The organism is Hamadaea flava (genome assembly GCF_024172085.1).
Lineage (GTDB): Bacteria > Actinomycetota > Actinomycetes > Mycobacteriales > Micromonosporaceae > Hamadaea > Hamadaea flava.
On the sequence record NZ_JAMZDZ010000001.1, the window covers coordinates 1,092,892 to 1,109,504 of the forward strand.

Here is a 16,613-nt window from a genome sequence, read left to right on the forward strand (position 1 = left end):
CCCGGTTTTAGGCTGCCGTCATGGTCACCTCTCGGCTCCGCCGTGTCCTCACCATTCCGACACTTGTACTACTCGCGACCGGTACCACGCTAGCCGCCTGCGGCGAGTCCGGCGACACCGGCAGCGGATCAGGTCTGCGCATCGTCACCACCGTCGCCCCGATCACCTCGATCGCCGCCGCCGTGGCAGGCGACAAGGCGCGGATCGACGGGCTGGTCCCCGAGGGCACCAACTCCCACACCTTCGAGCCGCCGCCGAGCGCGGCGAAGGTGCTCAGCCAGGCCGACATCGTCTTCGTCAACGGCCTCAAGCTGGAGGAGCCGACCAAGGAGCTGGCCGAGACCAACCTCAAGAAGGGCGCCAAGATCGTCGAGATCGGCACGACGGTGCTGCCCGAGAGCGACTACATCTACGACTTCTCCTTCCCGAAGGAGGACGGCAAGCCCAACCCGCACCTGTGGACCGACCCCACATACGCGATCAAGTACGCGGCCGTCATCCGCGACACCCTGGTGCAGGCCGACTCCGCCAACGCCGAGGCGTACAAGGCGAACTACACCGTCTTCGAGACCAAGGCGAAGGAGCTGGACGCCGCCCTCCGGGCCGACCAGGACACGATTCCGGGCGGCCACCGGGAACTGCTCACCTATCACGACGCGTACGCCTATTTCGCGAAGACCTACGGTTGGAAGGTGATCGGCGCGATCCAGCCGCAGAACTTCGAGGACCCCACCCCGAAGGAGGTGGCCGCGCTGATCGACCAGATCAAGGCGGAGAAGGTCCCCGTGATCTTCGGCTCCGAGGTCTTCCCGTCCGACGTGCTGGCCGAGATCGGCCGCTCGACCGGCGCCCGATACGAGGACACCCTGCGCGACGACGACCTGCCGGGCAAGCCAGGCGAGACCGACCACTCGTGGCTGGGCCTGATGCGCTACGACTACGTCACGATGATCAAGGGGCTGGGCGGCAACCCGGCCAAGCTCCAGGCGCTCGACATCGCGATCGCCACGCCGGACAAGGCGGACTACCCGCAATGACCGGCGTCGACGCGGCTGAGCGCGGCGAGGAACTGGTCCGCCTCGCCGGAGTGCACTTCGGCTACGACCACCACGCCGTGCTCCGCGGCGTCGACCTGAGCGTGTGCGAGCGGGACTTCATCGGCGTCGTCGGACCGTCCGGGTCGGGCAAGACCACGCTCCTACGGCTCCTGCTCGGCACCAACAAACCGCAGCACGGGTCCATCACCCGCAAACCCGGGGTGGCCGTCGGCTACGTGCCGCAGCTCGAGACGGTGAACTGGAACTTCCCCGTCACCGTGGCCGAGTGCGTACTGATGGCCCGCAAGCAGCGCGGCCTGCCGTGGCCGAGCCGGACGGACAAGGCCGACATCGCGGCCGTCCTCGACCGGCTCGGCATCGGGCACCTGGCGAACCGCCACATCCGGGAGCTGTCCGGCGGCCAGCAGCAGCGCATGTTCATCGCCCGCGCGCTGCTGCGCCGCCCGCGCCTGCTGCTCATGGACGAGCCGACGTCCGGTGTGGACGTCGCGAGCCGCCACGACATGCTGCACCTGCTGACGGACCTGCACGCCGAGGGCGTCGCCATCCTGATCACCACCCACGACCTCAACGGCGTGGCGTCCCACCTGCCCCGGCTCGTGGCCGTCCACGGCCGCATCGTCGCCGAGGGCACGCCGCGCGAGGTCATCACGCCGCCGGTGCTCGAGGAGACCTTCGGCGCGCCGATGCAGGTCCTGGAACATCTCGGCATGCCCGTCGTCCTCGACGTCGAAGGCAACCTGACCCGCTCCGGGAGCTCCTGATGGATGTGCTGCTCGATCCGTTCACCTATCCCTTCTTCGTCAAGGGCCTGATCGTCGCCACCATGGCCGGCGGGCTCTGCGGGCTCATCGGCGTCTTCATCACGCTGCGCGGGATGAGCTACATCGGGCACGGACTGTCGCACGCCATCTTCGGCGGCTTCGCGGCCAGCTCGATCATCGCCGTGAACTACTACCTCGGCGCGGGCCTGTGGGGCCTGGCGTCGGCGCTGGCGATCAACTCGGTCACCAAGCGGCGGCGCATCGGCGCGGACGCGGCGATCGGCGTCATCACGACAGCCTCGTTCGCGCTGGGCGTGGCGTTGCTGAAGTTCTACGGCGCCAAGGGGCCGAGCTTCGACGCCGCGCTGTTCGGCAGCGTACTGGGGATCACCTACACCGACATGTGGATCCTCGCCGGGGTCTTCCTGTTCGCCGGGCTCGTCGTCTTCCTCAACTACCGGTCGCTGCTGTTCGCGACGTTCGACCCGGACGTGGCCGACGTGAGCGGCGTACGCGTGGCGCGGGTGGATGCGCTGCTCATGCTGGTGCTGTCGATGTCCATCCTGGCCACCTTGACCGTCATCGGCGTCACCCTCGTCGCGGCCACGCTCGTAGTGCCCGCAGTCGTCGCCCGGATGCTGACCAACCGGTTCTCCCGCATGCTCGTGCTCTCCACGATCATCGGCGCGACCTGCGGCTTCGTCGGCATGTACCTGAGCTACCACCTCGACGTGCCGTCCGGAACGACCATCGTGCTGACCGGCGCGGCGGTGTTCGGCGCGGTCATGCTGATCACCGGCGGGCGCCGGCTCCAGCGGGCCGGGCAGCTCGACACCCACACGGCCTGAGGGCGCCTGCTCGGTCGCCCGATCGCCCTGCCGCCCGGCTCCGACGCCGGCCCGGTCGCCCTGCCGATTGGCGGCGGGCTCTCGACGGGTACGGCCCCGCGCTACGGCCTGGACGGCGTGGGGCAGCCGTAGCGGCTGGCGGCTGGCGGCTGGCGGCTGGCGGCTGGCGGCTGGCGGCTGGCGGCTGGCGGCTGGCGGCTGGCGGCTGGCGGCGGATGATCTCCGGACGGCCGAGCACCTATCTGGTTCAAGATCAGGTATCTGGGCTTCCGGAGATCCCTCCTGGAGCCACGGAACAGGGCGGCCGAGATCGCGCGGTCAGCCGCACCACCCGGAAAGGTCGCCCGGGCAGCCGCAGAACAGAGGCGGCCGAGGTCGCGCGGCCGGCCGCAGCACCCGGAAAGGTCGCGCGGGGCACCCGGAAAGGTCGCGCGGGGCACCCGGAAAGGTCGCGCGGGGCGCCGCAGCACCCGGAAAGGCCGCGCGGGCGGCGCTCCGAAAGAACGCGCGGAAACATGCTGGCGTGGCCCGGCAGAATGGGCGCATGGGTGTGGCGAAGGGCTTCGAGCCGGTCGAGGCGGCGTACCGGGATCTGCTGAGCAGTGGGGCCGAGTCCGGCTCGGGTCTCGCTGTGATCTACGACGGCCACGTGGTCGTCGACCTCGTCGGCGGAGTGGTCACTCGGGACACTCTGGTGAACACGTATTCCGTGAGCAAGCCGTTCGCCGCGTACTGCCTGCTCCTGCTCGTCGACCGGGGGCGGGCCGACCTCGACGACCCGGTACGCAAGCACTGGCCGGAGTTCCGCAGCGACGCGACTCTTCGCCACGTCCTCGCGCACACTTCCGGGTTGCCGGTGTTCCCCGTGTCACGGACGGCCGAGGCGCTGAGGGACTGGGATCTGCTGTGCGGCGACCTGGCCTCCGCCACTCCGATGTGGACACCGGGTGAGGTGGCCGCCGAGCACGCGCTCACCTACGGCCACCTCCTCGGCGAGTTGGTACGCCGCATCGACGGGCGTACGCTCGGCGCGTTTCTGCGGCAGGAGGTCGCCGAACCCGGGGAGCTGGATCTGGGGTTCGGCCTGTCCCCCGCCGACGAGGCCCGGTGCGCCGATCTCGCGTACGGCGATCCGGACTGGCCCGTGACGATCCTCGGCGAGCCCGGTTCCCTGAAGGCGCAGGCGCTCGGCAACCCGGCGGGCTGCCTCGATCTGGCCGTGCTCAACGGAGAACTCTGGCGGAGCACCGAGGTTCCGGCGGTCAACCTCCACGCGACGGCGCTCGGCGTGGCCCGGTTCTACGCCGAGCTGATGCGCAGCACGAAGGAGGTCGTCGCCGAGGCCGTCCGGGTGCAGCACGACGGCGTCGACCGGGTGCTGGACCGGCCCGTGCGGTGGGGGCTGGGCGTACAGGTGGAGGACGACGGCAGCTGGGGCATGGGCGGCATAGGCGGGAACTGCGGGTTCGCCGACCCCGTTCGCGGGTACGCCTTCGGCTACGTCACGAGGCACCTGGCCGGGTTCGAACGGGTCGACCGCCTGGTCGACGTCCTCAACGACTGCCTGTGAGCCGACCGCCGGTGAGCCGACTGCTCATATGACGACTCCCGGTGAGACTACTGCCGGTGAGCCGACTGCCGGTGAGACTACTGCCGGTGAGCCGACTGCCGGTGAGGCGACTGCCGGTGAGCAGACTACCGGTGAGACGGCTACTGGTGAGCCGACTGCTCATTTGACGACTCCCGGTGGGATCGCGCTCGGTGAGACCGCTCCCGGTGAGCCGGCTGCCCGTGGGGCCACTGTCGGTAAGCGTCGCGTACACGATCACATTGTCCAAGTAGGACCGTGTCGCGGCGTCGAATCGGCCGCCGCACGTGATCAGCCGCAACAGCGCCGTCGACGCCACCCGATGCACCTCCGGCGCCGGGAACTCGTCCTTGGCGACGAGGCGTACGCCGTCCACCGTGAACACGGCAGTCGTCCCGTCTCCCCGGTCTACGAAGATGTCATCCCCTTTGCGTAGTTCGCCGAGCCGGAAGAAGACGGCCGGGCCGGACGCGCGGGAGTCGACGTGGCCGACGAGCACCGCGCTACCTGCCTCCCCCGGGCTCGGCCCGTAGCGGTACCAGCCCGCGAGGTCGGGCGTGTCCAGCGGCGGCACTTCGATCGAGCCGTTGGCCGCGACACCCGTCTCGACGATCCGCGCGTCCACCCCGATCACCGGTACGCGCACCGCCACCGGCGAGGACCGGCTCAGCAACCGGCCCGACCCGTCGACGGTGTAGCCGCCCGGGATCTGCGCCGGGCTCGGCAGCGGCGGCCGGCCGGGCATGACGACGAAGGCGGTGGCCAGCGTGCCGACGCCGGCGAGCGCGAACAGCAAGGCGAGCAGCGGGAGGAGCCGTCTCATCGACGGGCCAGCCGCCACACGGCCACCGACGTCGCGAGCAGGAGGATGCCGACGATCAGCAGGGTGTCGGACGGGCCGCGCATCGCCGAACCCCCGCCGCCCATCGGGCCGAGGACGGTGGCGACGACGACGGAGGCAGTGAAGCCGGTGCCGTCGCCGCAGGTGCCGCCGAGCGCGTACGTGCCGGGCTGGGTCTCGGCCGGGATGGTCAGGGTCACCGACCACTCCCGCGGATTCTTCGTCGAGGCGAGCATCGGCATGTTGGACGCCCCGTCGAGGGTCGTCGCCGAGATCGACGCGCTGGTGGCGGCGGCTGGGCAGGTCACGACCACGTCGACCTGCGCGCCCGGCCGCACCGGATTCGGATCGACCTGCGCCTCCGCCGCCGACGACGCCGAGCCCGCTGAGCGGGCAGGAGAAGCGGCCGCGGGAAACGCGAACGCGAGGAACAGACCGAACAAGGCGGCCGCGACGAGCCGGAAAGGCAGCCCAGCGCTCATAGCGGTCCCCTTCGCCATGGACACGTCGGCCCCGAACGAGCTGGCACATCCGACAGTAAGCGCAACAACCGCGCCAATACCGCGTTTCGCGAGAAATCCTCGACGGTGACAGCGACTACGATCATCTACGTGCCCCGTACAGTGACGCTGGCCCTCCTGGACGCCGACGGCGCCCTGCTGGGCGCTCTGCCGCCGGTCGAGGTCGAGGTGCCGTGGTGGCAGGAGACCGCGAGCGTGATCGCGGCTGTCCAGGAGCGCTTCGGCATCGACGTCTCGGTCCTCCGGCTGCTGCACGCCCCGGAGCACTTCCCGGGCGGCGAGGTCACCTATCTGGCCCAGACGACCGACCCGACGACCAGCCTGCCCGCCACCAGGGCTGTCGACGTCGATCTGAGCGATCACCCGTTGCGGCCGGACTACGCCAAGCCCGGCGGGCCGGACCGGAGCCTCGACTGGGCCGCCGAGCGGCTGCACGAGCTGGAGTTCGGGCCGATCGGCGCGGCGACCCAGATGCGTACCTGGAATCTGAGCGCGATCTGGCGGCTGGAGGCGGCCGCCGGGACGGTTTGGCTCAAGCAGGTCCCGGCGTTCTTCGCGCACGAGCCCGTGGTGCTGCGTTGGCTGGCCGCCGAGGGCTTCGGGCTGTCCGTGCCCATCCAGCTCGCCACCGACGGCAGTCGGATGCTGCTCGCCGAGCTGCCCGGGGTGGATCTCTACGCGGCCGGGCTCGGCGTCCGCGCGTCGATCGCCGCGACCCACCACCACATCCAGATCGAGGCGGCGGCGGAGGTCACGCGGCTCATCGGCCTCGGGGTCCCCGATCTCCGTGGCCCGCGCCTGACCGAGGTCGTCACCCGGGTCACCGACTGGTACGCCGAAAGCGATCCGGCGCTCGAAGCGCTCGTCGCGGGTCTGCCCGAGCGGTGGGCCGCGATCGACGAGTGCGGGCTGCCGGACACCCTCGTCCACGGGGATCTGCACCCCGGCAACGCTCGCGGCGACGAGGTCCACCAGGCGATCCTGGACTGGGGTGACTCGTTCGTCGGCCATCCGGGCTTCGACATCCTGCGGATGACCGAGCGGGTGACCGAGCCCGACGCGGCCGCGCTGGTCGAGGCGTGGGCGACGCGCTGGCAGCACGCCGTGCCCGGCTGCGACCCGGTGAAGGCGATCGACCTGCTGCGCCCGGTGGCCGCGCTGCGCAACGCCGCCACGTACGCCAGGTTCCTGGCCAACATCGAGCCGTCCGAGCACCCGTACCACGCGGGGGACGTGCCGTTCTGGCTGCGGCAGGCGGCTCTCGCGGCTTGACCGATCCAGCTGCTATGGTTGATCGCATGGACTCTCGCGTCCTCATTCTGTACCGATGGCGGCTGTCGACGTTCTCCAGCTGATCCGTCCGTACCACCCTTTTCTCTTTTTCCTTTCCCGCGTGGCCCCACTGCGCCCGCGTGCCTCCGAAAGGCTTCTGCCATGTCTGAGAACGTCATGCCCGAAAACGTCATGCGAGCGAACGTCATGCTCACCGGCGACCGCCCCACCGGCAAACTCCACCTCGGGCACTACGTCGGTTCCATCGCCAACCGAGTCCGCCTGCAGCACGCGTACAACAGCTTCTTCATCATCGCGGACCTGCACATGCTGACCACGAAGAACAGTCGCGCGGACATCGAGCGGTCGGCCGGCAACGCGCGGGACATGGTGCTGGACATGCTCGCGGCGGGGATCGAGCCGGAGAGCGCGACCTTCTACCTGCAGTCGGCCATTCCTGAGGTCGGTGACCTGAACACGCTGTTCCAGAACCTCGTGACGGTGCCCCGGTTGGAGCGCGTGCCGTCGCTGAAGGACATGGCGCGCGACTCCGGCAAGGACGAGATGCCCTACGGCCTGCTCGGCTACCCGGTCCTCCAGGCGGCCGACATCCTGTGCGTCAAGGCGACCGCCGTCCCGGTGGGCAAGGACAACGCGGCGCACGTCGAGGTCACCCGGGAGATCGCCCGGCGGTTCAACCACCTCTACGGCGACACGTTCCCCGTGCCGGAGTTGATCCACGCCGACGTCCCGACCCTGGTGGGCACGGACGGGCAGGCGAAGATGAGCAAGAGCATCGGCAACACGATCCTGCTCTCCGACGACGCCGCAGCGGTACGCCGCCGCGTCATGGGCATGTACACCGACCCGGATCGGGTGCGCGCCGACGTCCCGGGCAAGGTCGAGGGCAACCCGGTGTTCATCTACCACGACGCCTTCAACGACGACAAGGCGCAGGTCGAGGAGCTGAAGGAGCGTTACCGCACCGGCCGGGTGGGCGACGTGGAGGTGAAGGAGAAGCTGGCCGCCGCGCTCAACCGGTTCCTGGACCCGATGCGCGAACGCCGCGCCAAGTACGCCGCCGAACCCGGCCTGGTCGACCAGTTGATCGTCGAGGGCACCGAGCGTACGCGGGAAGTGGTGCGGCAGACCGTCTTCGACGCGCGTAAGGCGATGGGGCTGACCTCGACGTTCCAGGCGATCCGCCGCAAGGCGCAGGCGACCACGAAGTCACGGTGACCTTGCCGGTTCGGGGCGTGGCCGGTCCACGCCCCGAACCGGTGGCGCGCTGTTCCCACCGTCAGCTTCACGCGCTGTTCATGTGGCTGTGAACCGTCGGTACCCCGGGTGCCGAGTCGCTGCTGGAACGTGACGGAGGTGACTTCCTCCGTATCCCGCCGCGGCGTACTGCGGGCCTCCGCCGCCGGCGGCCTCGGGATCGCCCTGGCCGGCAGCATCCCCGCCATCGCTGGTCCGGCCGCGGCGCACGCACCCGCCGCGGGCTATGGACCTCTCGTGCCCGACCCGGCCGGCCTGCTGGCATTGCCCGCCGGATTCGCTTACACCGTCGTCGCGTACGCCGGCCAGACGCGGCTGGAGACCGGCCAGTTCACCCCGAGCGACGCCGATGGGACGGCGTTCTTCCGGGGTCATCGGGGTGCGGGCGCGCTGGTCAACAACCACGAGATCGGCGGCAGCGAACCGTTCCGCGTACCGGCGCTGGCCGGGCTCGCCTACGACCCCGGCGCGGGCGGCGGGACGACCACCGTCGACGTCGACCACGACGGCGACCGGATCGGCGAATACGTCTCCCTCGCCGGGACGCACAACAACTGCGCCGGCGGGCGTACGCCCTGGAACACCTGGCTGACATGCGAGGAGACCGAGCAGCGCAAGGGCGGGATCTTCCTGCAGGATCACGGTTACGTCTTCGAGGTCGACCCGTTCGACCGTGCGGCGAACTACGATCCGGTGCCGCTGAAGTTCCTCGGCCGCTACTCGCACGAGGCGGTCGCGGTGAACCCGCGCAACAATGAGATCTACCTGACCGAGGACGCCTCCGGCCCGCTCGGGCTCTACTTCCGCTGGACGCCGCCGCGCGGATTCCAGGGCCGCAAGGGCGCGCTGCGCGAGCTGGCCCTCAGCGAGGGCGGTGCGACCGCGGGTCGGCTCCAGGCGATGCGGGCCCGCCACGGCAAGACGCACATCACCGATCTCTCCGCCGCGACCAGACCCGGTACGCGATACCAGGTGGACTGGGTGGACGTGCCGGATCGCGACGCCCGCACGACCTCGGTACGCCGGCAGTTCGCCGACGACGAGGTGACCCGCAGCCGCAAGCTGGAAGGCGCGTGGTGGGGCGACGGCGGCGCGTACTTCGTCGCGAGCTACGCCCGGGCCGCCGACGGCAGCGTCAACGAGCACGACGGCCAGGTCTGGTTCTACGACCCCGAGAACGAGACGATCACGCTGAAGACGATCTTCGGCGTGAACCCCGATCCCAGTGCCGAGGGGAACTTCGACGGGCCGGACAACATCACGGTCTCCCCCTACGGCGGGGTCATCCTCGCCGAGGACGGCGAAGGGCTGTCGCACCTGGTCGGGGTGGACGAGCACGGCGCCGCCTTCGCGCTAGCCCGCAACGAGCTGAACGACAGCGAGTTCACCGGGCCGACGTTCAGCCCGGACGGCCGGATCCTGTTCGCCAACATCCAGTCGCCCGGGATCGTCTTCGCCATCACCGGCCCGTGGGGGCGCGTCCGCTAAACCGGCTGCTGCTCCACGCCGGCGTCGTCGGCGAGGTCGCCGAGGTCGGCGAAGGCCAGTTTGACCGGCGGACCGGGCTTCGCCGGCTGCCAACCGCGGGCCAGGGCTTCGCGGATGCTCGCGGCCACCATCGCCGGGCGTACCGCTCCGGTGGGCTGGCCGAGCCAGTTACCGGGGTGCACCCACGGCATCGACACGACGAGGAGACCGCCCGGTCCGGCGGCCGGCTCCGCCACGAAGATCAGCGGTGTCCAGCCGTTGCCTTGGCAGTAGGTGGGCCGGCGGCGAACCTTCCAGCGGAACTGGACGCCGTCGACGACGATGCGCCGGGAACCCTTGCGAGCCAACGTCATTGCGCCTCCTACCAGCAGGGCCCGGTGCCGATCAGCACCGTACGTGGACTTCCTGCCGACGCGACGGATTTCCGCGGCCTACAGGGCGGCTTGGCAGTCGTGGCGCGGCTCGACCCGGGTGGCCAGACCTCGCAATCCGTTGGCGGCGGCCCGTCGGAGCCCGCCGAACCGAGGCTGCCGGGGGGTACGGGTCCGTTGTGGATGTTCGGGGACGACGGGCGCGTCGGGCCGCGCCGAGGCGAGGTGTTCTTCGGTCTGCTGACGGGCGAGAATGAACGCAGCGGGGAACTGCATCATGACCTCCTGGAAGAGACCGGGCCGGTCGAGGCCCGGACGATCAGTTCGGTGGGCAGCACGACCTGCCCGGTGGGCGGCGCGGACTCGGGGTCGAGCAACAGCTCCCCCGCGATCCGGCCGCGGTCCGCGGCGGGCTGGCGTACGGTCGTCAGCCCGGCGGTGGCGGCCTCGGGGATGTCGTCGAACCCGATCACCGAGATGTCCCGGCCCGGCGCCAGCCCGCGCTGGGTCAGGGCGTCGAGCACCCCGAGCGCCAGCAGGTCGGTCAGCGCCACGATCGCCGTCGGCCGCTCTTCGCGATCCAACGTGTACGCAGCCGCAGCAGCCCCGTCCGCACGGGCGTTTCCGGCCGCGTTGATCGTGATGATCTCGCCGAACGGGACCCCGGCCTGGCCGAGCGCTTCGGCGTAGCCGCGCAGGCGTTCGCGGCTGACGTAGTAGGGCACCGCATCTGGATCGGTCAAGGAAACCGGATGATTCTCCCGTTCGGGGATCAACCAGTCGCTGACCACGGCGATCCGGCGGTGGCCGAGGCGGACCAGGTGCTCGCCGGCCGCCCGGGTCGCGGCGGCCTCGTCGATGCCGACGAACAGCCGGCCCTCGTTCCGGTGCTCGCCGGTGACGATGGGCAGGCCCCGCGCCTCCGCCGCCGCCCAGGCGGCATGCCAGTCGGGGATGCAGTAGGAGCAGAAGCCGTCCACGACCGCGCTCTGCACCATCGACGCCGCGGTCTCCTCATTGCTCGCCGACAACGGGAGCAGCAGCAGCCCGGTGTCATGGCGTTGGGCCGCAGCGGCCAATCCGGCCAGGAACTGCACGGCGAACGGGTCGGTGAAGGCGAACCGCAGGTCGTCGGTGAACAGCACGCCGATCGCGCCCACCGTCCCGGTACGCAACGAGCGTGCGCCCGGGTGCGGGCCGGTGTACCCGAGGCGACGGGCGGTCGCCAGGATCTTGTCGCGCAGATGCGGGGACAGCTGATCCGGGCGGCTGTACGCGTTCGACACCGTGCTGCGGGAGACCCCCAGCTCGTCGGCGATCGTCTGCAACGTCGGCTTCACCTTCACGGCTGCCCTTCTACGGTGACTTCTGTATCGATCCAGTGGTTCTGAATCGATACAGTACGCTCACCGCCGGAGCTTGGCAACCACCCAGGTCAATGCGGCCGAGGCCGCCACGGCGCAGAGCACACCGATCCCGTCGTTGCTCAGATCGCCGACGGTCAAGGCGGCGATCTCGGCGACCGGTGGCACCAGGGCCACCAGCGCGAACGCCCCGGCCGAGGCGGCGAGCAGCCCGATCTTCCAGCCGTTCAAGGGGCGGGCGACGAGCAGCAGCACCCACCAGGCGACCAGGAACAGCGTCAGCGTCGCCGTCGACCGGTCGGCCTCCAGCGACGTCCCGCCGACTGCCCGGGCGAGGGCGTACGCCACGAAGGTGGCCGTCGCGCAGGCGATCCCGGCCGGAATGGCGAACCGCAGTACGCGCGGCACGAAGCCGGGCCGGGCGCGTTCGCTCGACGGCGCCAGGGCCAGGAAGAAGCCGGGGATGCCGATGGTCAGCGACGCCACGAGGGTGACGTGCCGGGGCAGGAACGGAAAGGGCAGCTGAGCCACCCCGACCGCCAGCGCCAGCAGGATCGAGTACGCCGTCTTGGTGAGGAACAGGTTGGCGACGCGCTCGATGTTGGCCAGCACCCGACGGCCCTCCCCGAGGACCGACGGCAGCACCGAGAAGTCGTCGTCGAGCAGCACCACCTTGGCGACCGCCCGGGTGGCGCCGCTGCCGGAGCCCATCCCGATGCCGAGGTCGGCCTCCTTCAGCGCGAGCGCGTCGTTGACCCCGTCACCGGTCATCGCGACCACGTGACCCCGGCCCCGCAGCGCTTCGACGAACTCCCGCTTCTGCTGCGGCGTGACCCGGCCGAAGACCGCGTGCTGCTCGACGGCGGCCACGAGGTCGTCCCCGCCGGTCGGCAGCGTCCGGGCGTCGCACGGATCCCCCGACCCCGGTACGCCCACCTGCCCGGCGATGGCCCCGACCGCCGCCGCATTGTCCCCGGAGATGACCTTCACGGTGACGTCCTGCTCGGCGAAGTACTTCAGGGTCGCCGGGGCGGCCGCCCGCAGTTTCTGCTCCAGCACGATCAGCGCCGCCGGCGTACGCCCGTCCGAAGAGGACAGCGACGGCGCGGTGGTCAGCACGAGCACCCGCAACCCTTGCGCGGCCAGCTCGCCCGCTCGCTTCGCAGTCGAGGAACCGGCCGGGAGCAGCACCTCCGGCGCACCGAGCAACCAGGCGCCCTGACCGTCGAAGTCCGCCCCCGAATATTTTCGCGCCGACGAGAAGACCTGCTTTTCGCGTACCCGCCAGGACGGAGCTTGACCCACCGCGTCGCCGACGGCCTGCAGTGTGGCGTTGGGCCGATCGTCGGACTGGACCAGCGCGGACAGGACGGTACGCAGCCGGCCCTCGTCCTGGCCGTCGATCGGCTCGATGGTGCGCAGGCGCATGCCGGGCTCGGTGAGCGTGCCGGTCTTGTCGAGGCAGAGGGTGTCGACGCGCGCGAGCACCTCGACGGCGGGCAGTTCCTGGACCAGGCAGCGGCGGCGGCCCAGCCGGATCACGCCGACCGCGAACGCGACGCTGGTCATCAGCACGAGGCCCTCGGGAATCATCGGCACGACCCCGGCGACCGAGCCGATGACGGCCTCGGAGACGCTCGACCCCCGGGTGAACTGCGCGATCACCAGCAGCGCGCCCACCGGGATGATCACCCAGGTCAGCAGGCGCAGGAACCGGTTGATGCCCTGATACAGCTCCGACTGAGCCAGGCTGAACCGGCCCGCATCGGCCGCGATCTTCGCGGCGTACGCGTCGTCGCCGACCTTCGTCGCCCGGAACGCGCCGGCCCCGGCGACCGCGAAGCTGCCGGACAGGACGCGATCGCCGGTCGCCTTGTCCACGGGGTCCGACTCGCCGGTGAGCAGCGATTCGTCGATCTCCAGATGGTCGCTCTCGACCACCTCGCCGTCGACCGGGGCCTTCTCCCCCGTCGCCAGGAGCACGACGTCGTCCAGCACGACCTGCTCCGGCGGGACCTCGGCCTCCTTGCCGTCCCGGCGCACGCGCACCGGCGCCCGGCCGACGAGGGCCAGCTGGTCGAGGGTGCGCTTGGCCCGTAGCTCCTGGATCACGCCGACCGCGCTGTTGACCACGATGATGAGGCCGAACAGCGCGTCGATCGGCGACCCGAACACCAGCACCAACGCGCACAACGCACCGATCAACGCGTTGAACCGGGTCAGGACGTTCGCCCGGACGATCTGCCCGACCGTGCGGCTGCCGCGTCCCGCGACCCGGTTCACCCGGCCGTCAGCGGCCCGCTCGGCCACCTCCCGCCCCGTCAGCCCTGTCAGCCCACCCTGCTCACCCTGCCCACCCACACCCCCCATCCTGCGGCATCCCCGTCGTTTTCCGCGATCATGAACTAACGGGCGTGATCAACCGGTGTGTCGTGTCCGCCGCACCCTGATCAACTCCGGTGGACCATGATCAACGGTAGATCGGGTCCCCCTGCGGCTCAGCGCTCGTCCGGTAGACCGGCTCCTCCCCGGGCTCACGGAAGATGGGCGTGGCGGCGTCGGGCGTATCCCCGTCTGGCGGGGCCAGCGCGGCGACGGGCACCTCGTCGTCCACCGCTTCCGCGGTGTTCTCGTCTTCTTCGATCGGCTCGATGGCATCGCGGCTCATGGCATACATCCCTTCTGCCGTCCTTCACCTCAATCTTGCACAGGTCCGGCCGCCTCGCGACCGACGTTGACCATGCCCGGCCGGGGTGCTTGACCTCAACCATGGTTGAGAAGGCAGGCTGGGGAACCATGAGAGCAGTCGTCTTCGACCAGTTCGGCCCGCCTGATGTGCTTCGTCTCGCGGAGTTGCCCGATCCGTCGGCCGGACCCGGCCAGCTACGCGTACGCGTGCAGGCCGCCGGGGTGCAGCCGTTCGACGTCGGCGTGCGTACCGGGACGATGCCCTGGGTGCAGGCCGCCTTCCCGCAGCAGATCGGCCAGGAGTACGCCGGCATCGTCGACCAGGTTGGCGAAGGGGTCACCGGCTGGGCCGAGGGAGACGAAGTCCTCGGGTCGACCATGCTCAACGCCGTCGCCGAGTACGTCGTCGTCCCGGCGGAGAACGCCGTCCGCAAGCCCGCCGAGCTGGACTTCCCCAGCGCCGCCGCACTGGTCGCCGCGTCGCAGACCGCCTCCGGGGCGCTGCTGGAACTCAAGGTCGCCGCGGGCGAGACCCTGCTCGTGCACGCCGCCGCCGGATCGGTCGGCACCATCGCCGTCCAGCTAGCCCGGCTGGCCGGGGCGACCGTGGTCGGCACCGCCGGCCCGGCCAACCACGACTATCTGCGTACGCTCGGCGCACTGCCCGTCGCGTACGGGGACGGGTTGGTGGAGCGAGTCCGGGCGGTCGCGCCGCAGGGCGTCGACGTGGCGCTCGACGCCGCCGGGCGAGGGGCGATCGCCGCCTCCGTCGAACTCGTCGCCGACCGGGACCGGATCGGCACCATCGTGGACGACGCGGCCGCGGCCGAATACGGCACCCGGGTCGTCCGGGCCGGTCGCTCCCCACAACGGCTGGCCGAGGTGGTCGCCCTCGCCGCTGCGGGCAAGATCGTGCTGCCCGTCCGCGCGTACTCAGTGGACGATGTGGTCGCCGCCCACGAAGCGGTGGAGTCCGGCCACGGCCGAGGCAAGGTCGTGGTCACCCTCTAGAACCTGCCCCCGCGGGCCGCTCTTCATGCAGATCACGGTTACGCATGCCTCCGTCGCCGTAGATGGCATGCGTAACCGTGATCTGCATGAGGCCGACGGCGCGAGCCGACCAACGAGCCGACCAAGCAGGTCACACTCGCGGCAGGCCGATCGGGTTGATCGCCGGAATCGACCGCGCCGCCGCCCGGGCGAGCGGGGTGAGCAGTTCGACGAGCCGGCCGGTCGAGCCGAGCGCGCGCCAGGGCCGCATCGCAGCGTCGTCGGTGATCGCCTCGATCCGCCGGTACGCCTCAACCGCAGTGGTCGTAGCGGTCCCCGCCGACGTCAGCCAGCCCCGCTGATGCAGGCGGCCGATGGCGGACGCCCATTCCTCGTCGGTCCAGCCTCGGGCTGGTTGCAGCGTCTCGCGGGACAGGTCGAGCCCGGAACGCCAGGCGAGCGCCTCGCAGCCGTCGAGACCGGCCGTCACCAGGGCGGCCACGTGCCCGTCGCCCCGGTGCTCGCGCAGCACCGTCGCGGCCTGCCAGAGCCGGGCGTACGGGTCGTCCGGCATCGGCAGGGCGAGGTTGGCCGCGCCGAGAACGCGTCCAGCAGTGTCGGCTGCGAGCGCGGTCTGGCTGAGCAGCTCGGCCGCCTCGGCGATGCGCTCGGTGCCGACACCGGCCAGCAGACCCTTCAGTGCCGCGACCGCGCCGGCCTGCCGTGCCTGCAGGGCGGCGGCCGGAGTGGCCCGGCTCCAAACGTCGGGCAGAGCGCGGGCCACCGTCGCCGGGGCGAACCCGAAGAACGCCGCCACCACGGGGGCGGGGCCGACCGGGCCGAGCACGGCGGCCCGCCCGGCGAAGTAGCCCCGCCAGAATCCGCGCAGGCCGGCCGCCTCGAAGTGCTCGCGCGCCTCGGGCGCGAAGTAGGTCACCGCGTGGAGCGGTTCGAACAGTGTCCACATGCGACGCGCGAGATGCATGGCGCCGGCCCTAGTCGGCGTCCAGGGCGTGCTTGCGCCGCAGGTACTTCTCCCGGAACTCCAGCGGCACGAAGACCAGAGTGATCACGACGTCGGCGACGATCGCCCACAGGATGACCGTCCACGGGTCGAGGTGCGGCAGGCCGGCGCTCTCGGCCCAGCTCGTCTTGAGTCCGAGCGGCGGGAAGCCCTCCCAGAACAGGAACCACAGCAGCGGGCCGAGACCGACGGCGAGCCCGTATGCCGTGTAGTGCCCGGCGTGCGAGAACCCGATGCCGAGCAGGACCGCCAGGATCAGGAAGACCACGACGGCGACGCGCTGGCCGCTCTGCGACGGGAAGCCGTCGGTGATCACCTCGCCGAGCGACTTGCCGCTGTTGAGCACCTGCCGCCAGAAGACGGCCAGAAGCACGATCGCCCCGACGATGACGACGGCGAAGAGCAACCCCCGGAATATCTTCGCGCCGCCGCTGGTCTCTGTTTCGGACATGCCTTTGTTCTCCTCCCCTTGGGGGCCGGCACGAGGGTCCCGGCCCCGAACGCCGACACGCTACTGG

Annotated in this window: 17 protein-coding genes; 8 read left to right on the forward strand and 9 right to left on the reverse strand. The window is 70.8% G+C overall.

Translation table 11 applies throughout. The features are described from left to right. Nucleotides 1-20: 20 nt before the first annotated feature. The 4 genes from HDA40_RS05280 (at nt 21) to HDA40_RS05295 (ending at nt 4,240) form a co-directional block, all read left to right on the forward strand. Nucleotides 21-1,037 (forward strand): metal ABC transporter substrate-binding protein, encoded by a 1,017-nt coding sequence (locus HDA40_RS05280; RefSeq protein WP_253752469.1) that lies wholly within the window; start codon nt 21-23, stop codon nt 1,035-1,037. Then, a complete protein-coding gene (locus HDA40_RS05285; RefSeq protein ID WP_253752472.1) occupies nt 1,034-1,822 on the forward strand; it encodes a metal ABC transporter ATP-binding protein in 789 nt (262 codons plus the stop codon). The genes HDA40_RS05280 and HDA40_RS05285 overlap by 4 nt, the downstream gene beginning before the upstream one ends. Then, the gene (locus tag HDA40_RS05290; RefSeq protein WP_253752476.1) at nt 1,822-2,670 is read left to right on the forward strand and encodes a metal ABC transporter permease; all 849 of its coding nucleotides are present in this window, start codon (nt 1,822-1,824) and stop codon (nt 2,668-2,670) included. The genes HDA40_RS05285 and HDA40_RS05290 overlap by 1 nt, the downstream gene beginning before the upstream one ends. A 544-nt stretch (nt 2,671-3,214) precedes the next feature. Next, nucleotides 3,215-4,240: a serine hydrolase domain-containing protein gene (locus HDA40_RS05295; RefSeq protein WP_253752479.1), complete on the forward strand. Its 1,026-nt coding sequence runs from the start codon at nt 3,215-3,217 to the stop codon at nt 4,238-4,240. Here the strand turns inward: HDA40_RS05295 and HDA40_RS05300 are convergent. Both HDA40_RS05300 and HDA40_RS05305 read right to left on the reverse strand, forming a co-directional pair. Beyond that, nucleotides 4,224-5,081: a class F sortase gene (locus HDA40_RS05300; protein ID WP_253752482.1), complete on the reverse strand. Its 858-nt coding sequence runs from the start codon at nt 5,079-5,081 to the stop codon at nt 4,224-4,226. The genes HDA40_RS05295 and HDA40_RS05300 overlap by 17 nt on opposite strands. Then, complete coding sequence (locus HDA40_RS05305; RefSeq protein ID WP_253752485.1) at nt 5,078-5,581, reverse strand: hypothetical protein; 504 nt, start codon at nt 5,579-5,581, stop codon at nt 5,078-5,080. Before HDA40_RS05305 ends, HDA40_RS05300 begins: the two co-directional genes overlap by 4 nt. Before the next feature lie 129 nt (nt 5,582-5,710). Here HDA40_RS05305 and HDA40_RS05310 point away from each other — a divergent pair, with 129 nt between their 5' ends. From HDA40_RS05310 to HDA40_RS05320, 3 genes are all read left to right on the forward strand, one after another. Beyond that, on the forward strand, nt 5,711-6,892 hold the full coding sequence (locus HDA40_RS05310; RefSeq protein ID WP_253752488.1) for a phosphotransferase: 1,182 nt from the start codon (nt 5,711-5,713) through the stop codon (nt 6,890-6,892). A 192-nt stretch (nt 6,893-7,084) separates the two neighbouring features. Continuing rightward, nucleotides 7,085-8,131, forward strand: coding sequence for a tryptophan--tRNA ligase (trpS, locus tag HDA40_RS05315; RefSeq protein WP_253763568.1), 1,047 nt, complete (start codon nt 7,085-7,087; stop codon nt 8,129-8,131). 138 nt (nt 8,132-8,269) lie between these two features. Next, nucleotides 8,270-9,658 (forward strand): alkaline phosphatase PhoX, encoded by a 1,389-nt coding sequence (locus HDA40_RS05320; protein WP_253752491.1) that lies wholly within the window; start codon nt 8,270-8,272, stop codon nt 9,656-9,658. Here HDA40_RS05320 and HDA40_RS05325 read toward each other — a convergent pair. From HDA40_RS05325 to HDA40_RS05345, 5 genes are all read right to left on the reverse strand, one after another. Then, nucleotides 9,655-10,011: a hypothetical protein gene (locus tag HDA40_RS05325; protein WP_253752494.1), complete on the reverse strand. Its 357-nt coding sequence runs from the start codon at nt 10,009-10,011 to the stop codon at nt 9,655-9,657. The genes HDA40_RS05320 and HDA40_RS05325 overlap by 4 nt on opposite strands. Before the next feature lie 78 nt (nt 10,012-10,089). Next, nucleotides 10,090-10,305: a hypothetical protein gene (locus HDA40_RS05330; RefSeq protein WP_253752497.1), complete on the reverse strand. Its 216-nt coding sequence runs from the start codon at nt 10,303-10,305 to the stop codon at nt 10,090-10,092. After that, nucleotides 10,305-11,375, reverse strand: coding sequence for a LacI family DNA-binding transcriptional regulator (locus tag HDA40_RS05335; RefSeq protein ID WP_253752500.1), 1,071 nt, complete (start codon nt 11,373-11,375; stop codon nt 10,305-10,307). The genes HDA40_RS05330 and HDA40_RS05335 overlap by 1 nt, the downstream gene beginning before the upstream one ends. Nucleotides 11,376-11,435: 60 nt before the next feature. Next, entirely contained in the window at nt 11,436-13,763 is a 2,328-nt protein-coding gene (locus HDA40_RS05340) for an HAD-IC family P-type ATPase (protein WP_372502845.1), read from the reverse strand. Nucleotides 13,764-13,863: 100 nt separating this feature from the next. After that, nucleotides 13,864-14,061 (reverse strand): hypothetical protein, encoded by a 198-nt coding sequence (locus tag HDA40_RS05345; RefSeq protein WP_253752506.1) that lies wholly within the window; start codon nt 14,059-14,061, stop codon nt 13,864-13,866. Between the two features lie 128 nt (nt 14,062-14,189). Between HDA40_RS05345 and HDA40_RS05350 the strand changes: the two genes are divergently transcribed. Further along, nucleotides 14,190-15,092: an NADP-dependent oxidoreductase gene (locus tag HDA40_RS05350; protein WP_253752509.1), complete on the forward strand. Its 903-nt coding sequence runs from the start codon at nt 14,190-14,192 to the stop codon at nt 15,090-15,092. A 130-nt stretch (nt 15,093-15,222) separates the two neighbouring features. Here HDA40_RS05350 and HDA40_RS05355 read toward each other — a convergent pair whose 3' ends face one another. Continuing rightward, complete coding sequence (locus HDA40_RS05355) at nt 15,223-16,056, reverse strand: SCO6745 family protein (RefSeq protein WP_443671299.1); 834 nt, start codon at nt 16,054-16,056, stop codon at nt 15,223-15,225. A gap of 10 nt (nt 16,057-16,066) precedes the next feature. After that, nucleotides 16,067-16,546 carry a hypothetical protein gene (locus HDA40_RS05360; protein ID WP_253752511.1) on the reverse strand — a complete coding sequence of 160 codons (480 nt, stop codon included), beginning with the start codon at nt 16,544-16,546 and terminating at the stop codon, nt 16,067-16,069. Nucleotides 16,547-16,613: the final 67 nt, after the last annotated feature.

Coding starts and splice junctions, on each gene's coding strand:
- HDA40_RS05280 (WP_253752469.1), top strand. CDS start 21: ATGGTCACCTCTCGGCTCCGCCGTGTCCTCACCATTCCGACACTTGTA.
- HDA40_RS05285 (WP_253752472.1), top strand. CDS start 1,034: ATGACCGGCGTCGACGCGGCTGAGCGCGGCGAGGAACTGGTCCGCCTC.
- HDA40_RS05290 (WP_253752476.1), top strand. CDS start 1,822: ATGGATGTGCTGCTCGATCCGTTCACCTATCCCTTCTTCGTCAAGGGC.
- HDA40_RS05295 (WP_253752479.1), top strand. CDS start 3,215: ATGGGTGTGGCGAAGGGCTTCGAGCCGGTCGAGGCGGCGTACCGGGAT.
- HDA40_RS05300 (WP_253752482.1), bottom strand. CDS start 5,081: ATGAGACGGCTCCTCCCGCTGCTCGCCTTGCTGTTCGCGCTCGCCGGC.
- HDA40_RS05305 (WP_253752485.1), bottom strand. CDS start 5,581: ATGAGCGCTGGGCTGCCTTTCCGGCTCGTCGCGGCCGCCTTGTTCGGT.
- trpS (WP_253763568.1), top strand. CDS start 7,085: ATGCGAGCGAACGTCATGCTCACCGGCGACCGCCCCACCGGCAAACTC.
- HDA40_RS05325 (WP_253752494.1), bottom strand. CDS start 10,011: ATGACGTTGGCTCGCAAGGGTTCCCGGCGCATCGTCGTCGACGGCGTC.
- HDA40_RS05330 (WP_253752497.1), bottom strand. CDS start 10,305: ATGCAGTTCCCCGCTGCGTTCATTCTCGCCCGTCAGCAGACCGAAGAA.
- HDA40_RS05340 (WP_372502845.1), bottom strand. CDS start 13,763: ATGGGGGGTGTGGGTGGGCAGGGTGAGCAGGGTGGGCTGACAGGGCTG.
- HDA40_RS05345 (WP_253752506.1), bottom strand. CDS start 14,061: ATGAGCCGCGATGCCATCGAGCCGATCGAAGAAGACGAGAACACCGCG.
- HDA40_RS05350 (WP_253752509.1), top strand. CDS start 14,190: ATGAGAGCAGTCGTCTTCGACCAGTTCGGCCCGCCTGATGTGCTTCGT.
- HDA40_RS05355 (WP_443671299.1), bottom strand. CDS start 16,056: ATGCATCTCGCGCGTCGCATGTGGACACTGTTCGAACCGCTCCACGCG.
- HDA40_RS05360 (WP_253752511.1), bottom strand. CDS start 16,546: ATGTCCGAAACAGAGACCAGCGGCGGCGCGAAGATATTCCGGGGGTTG.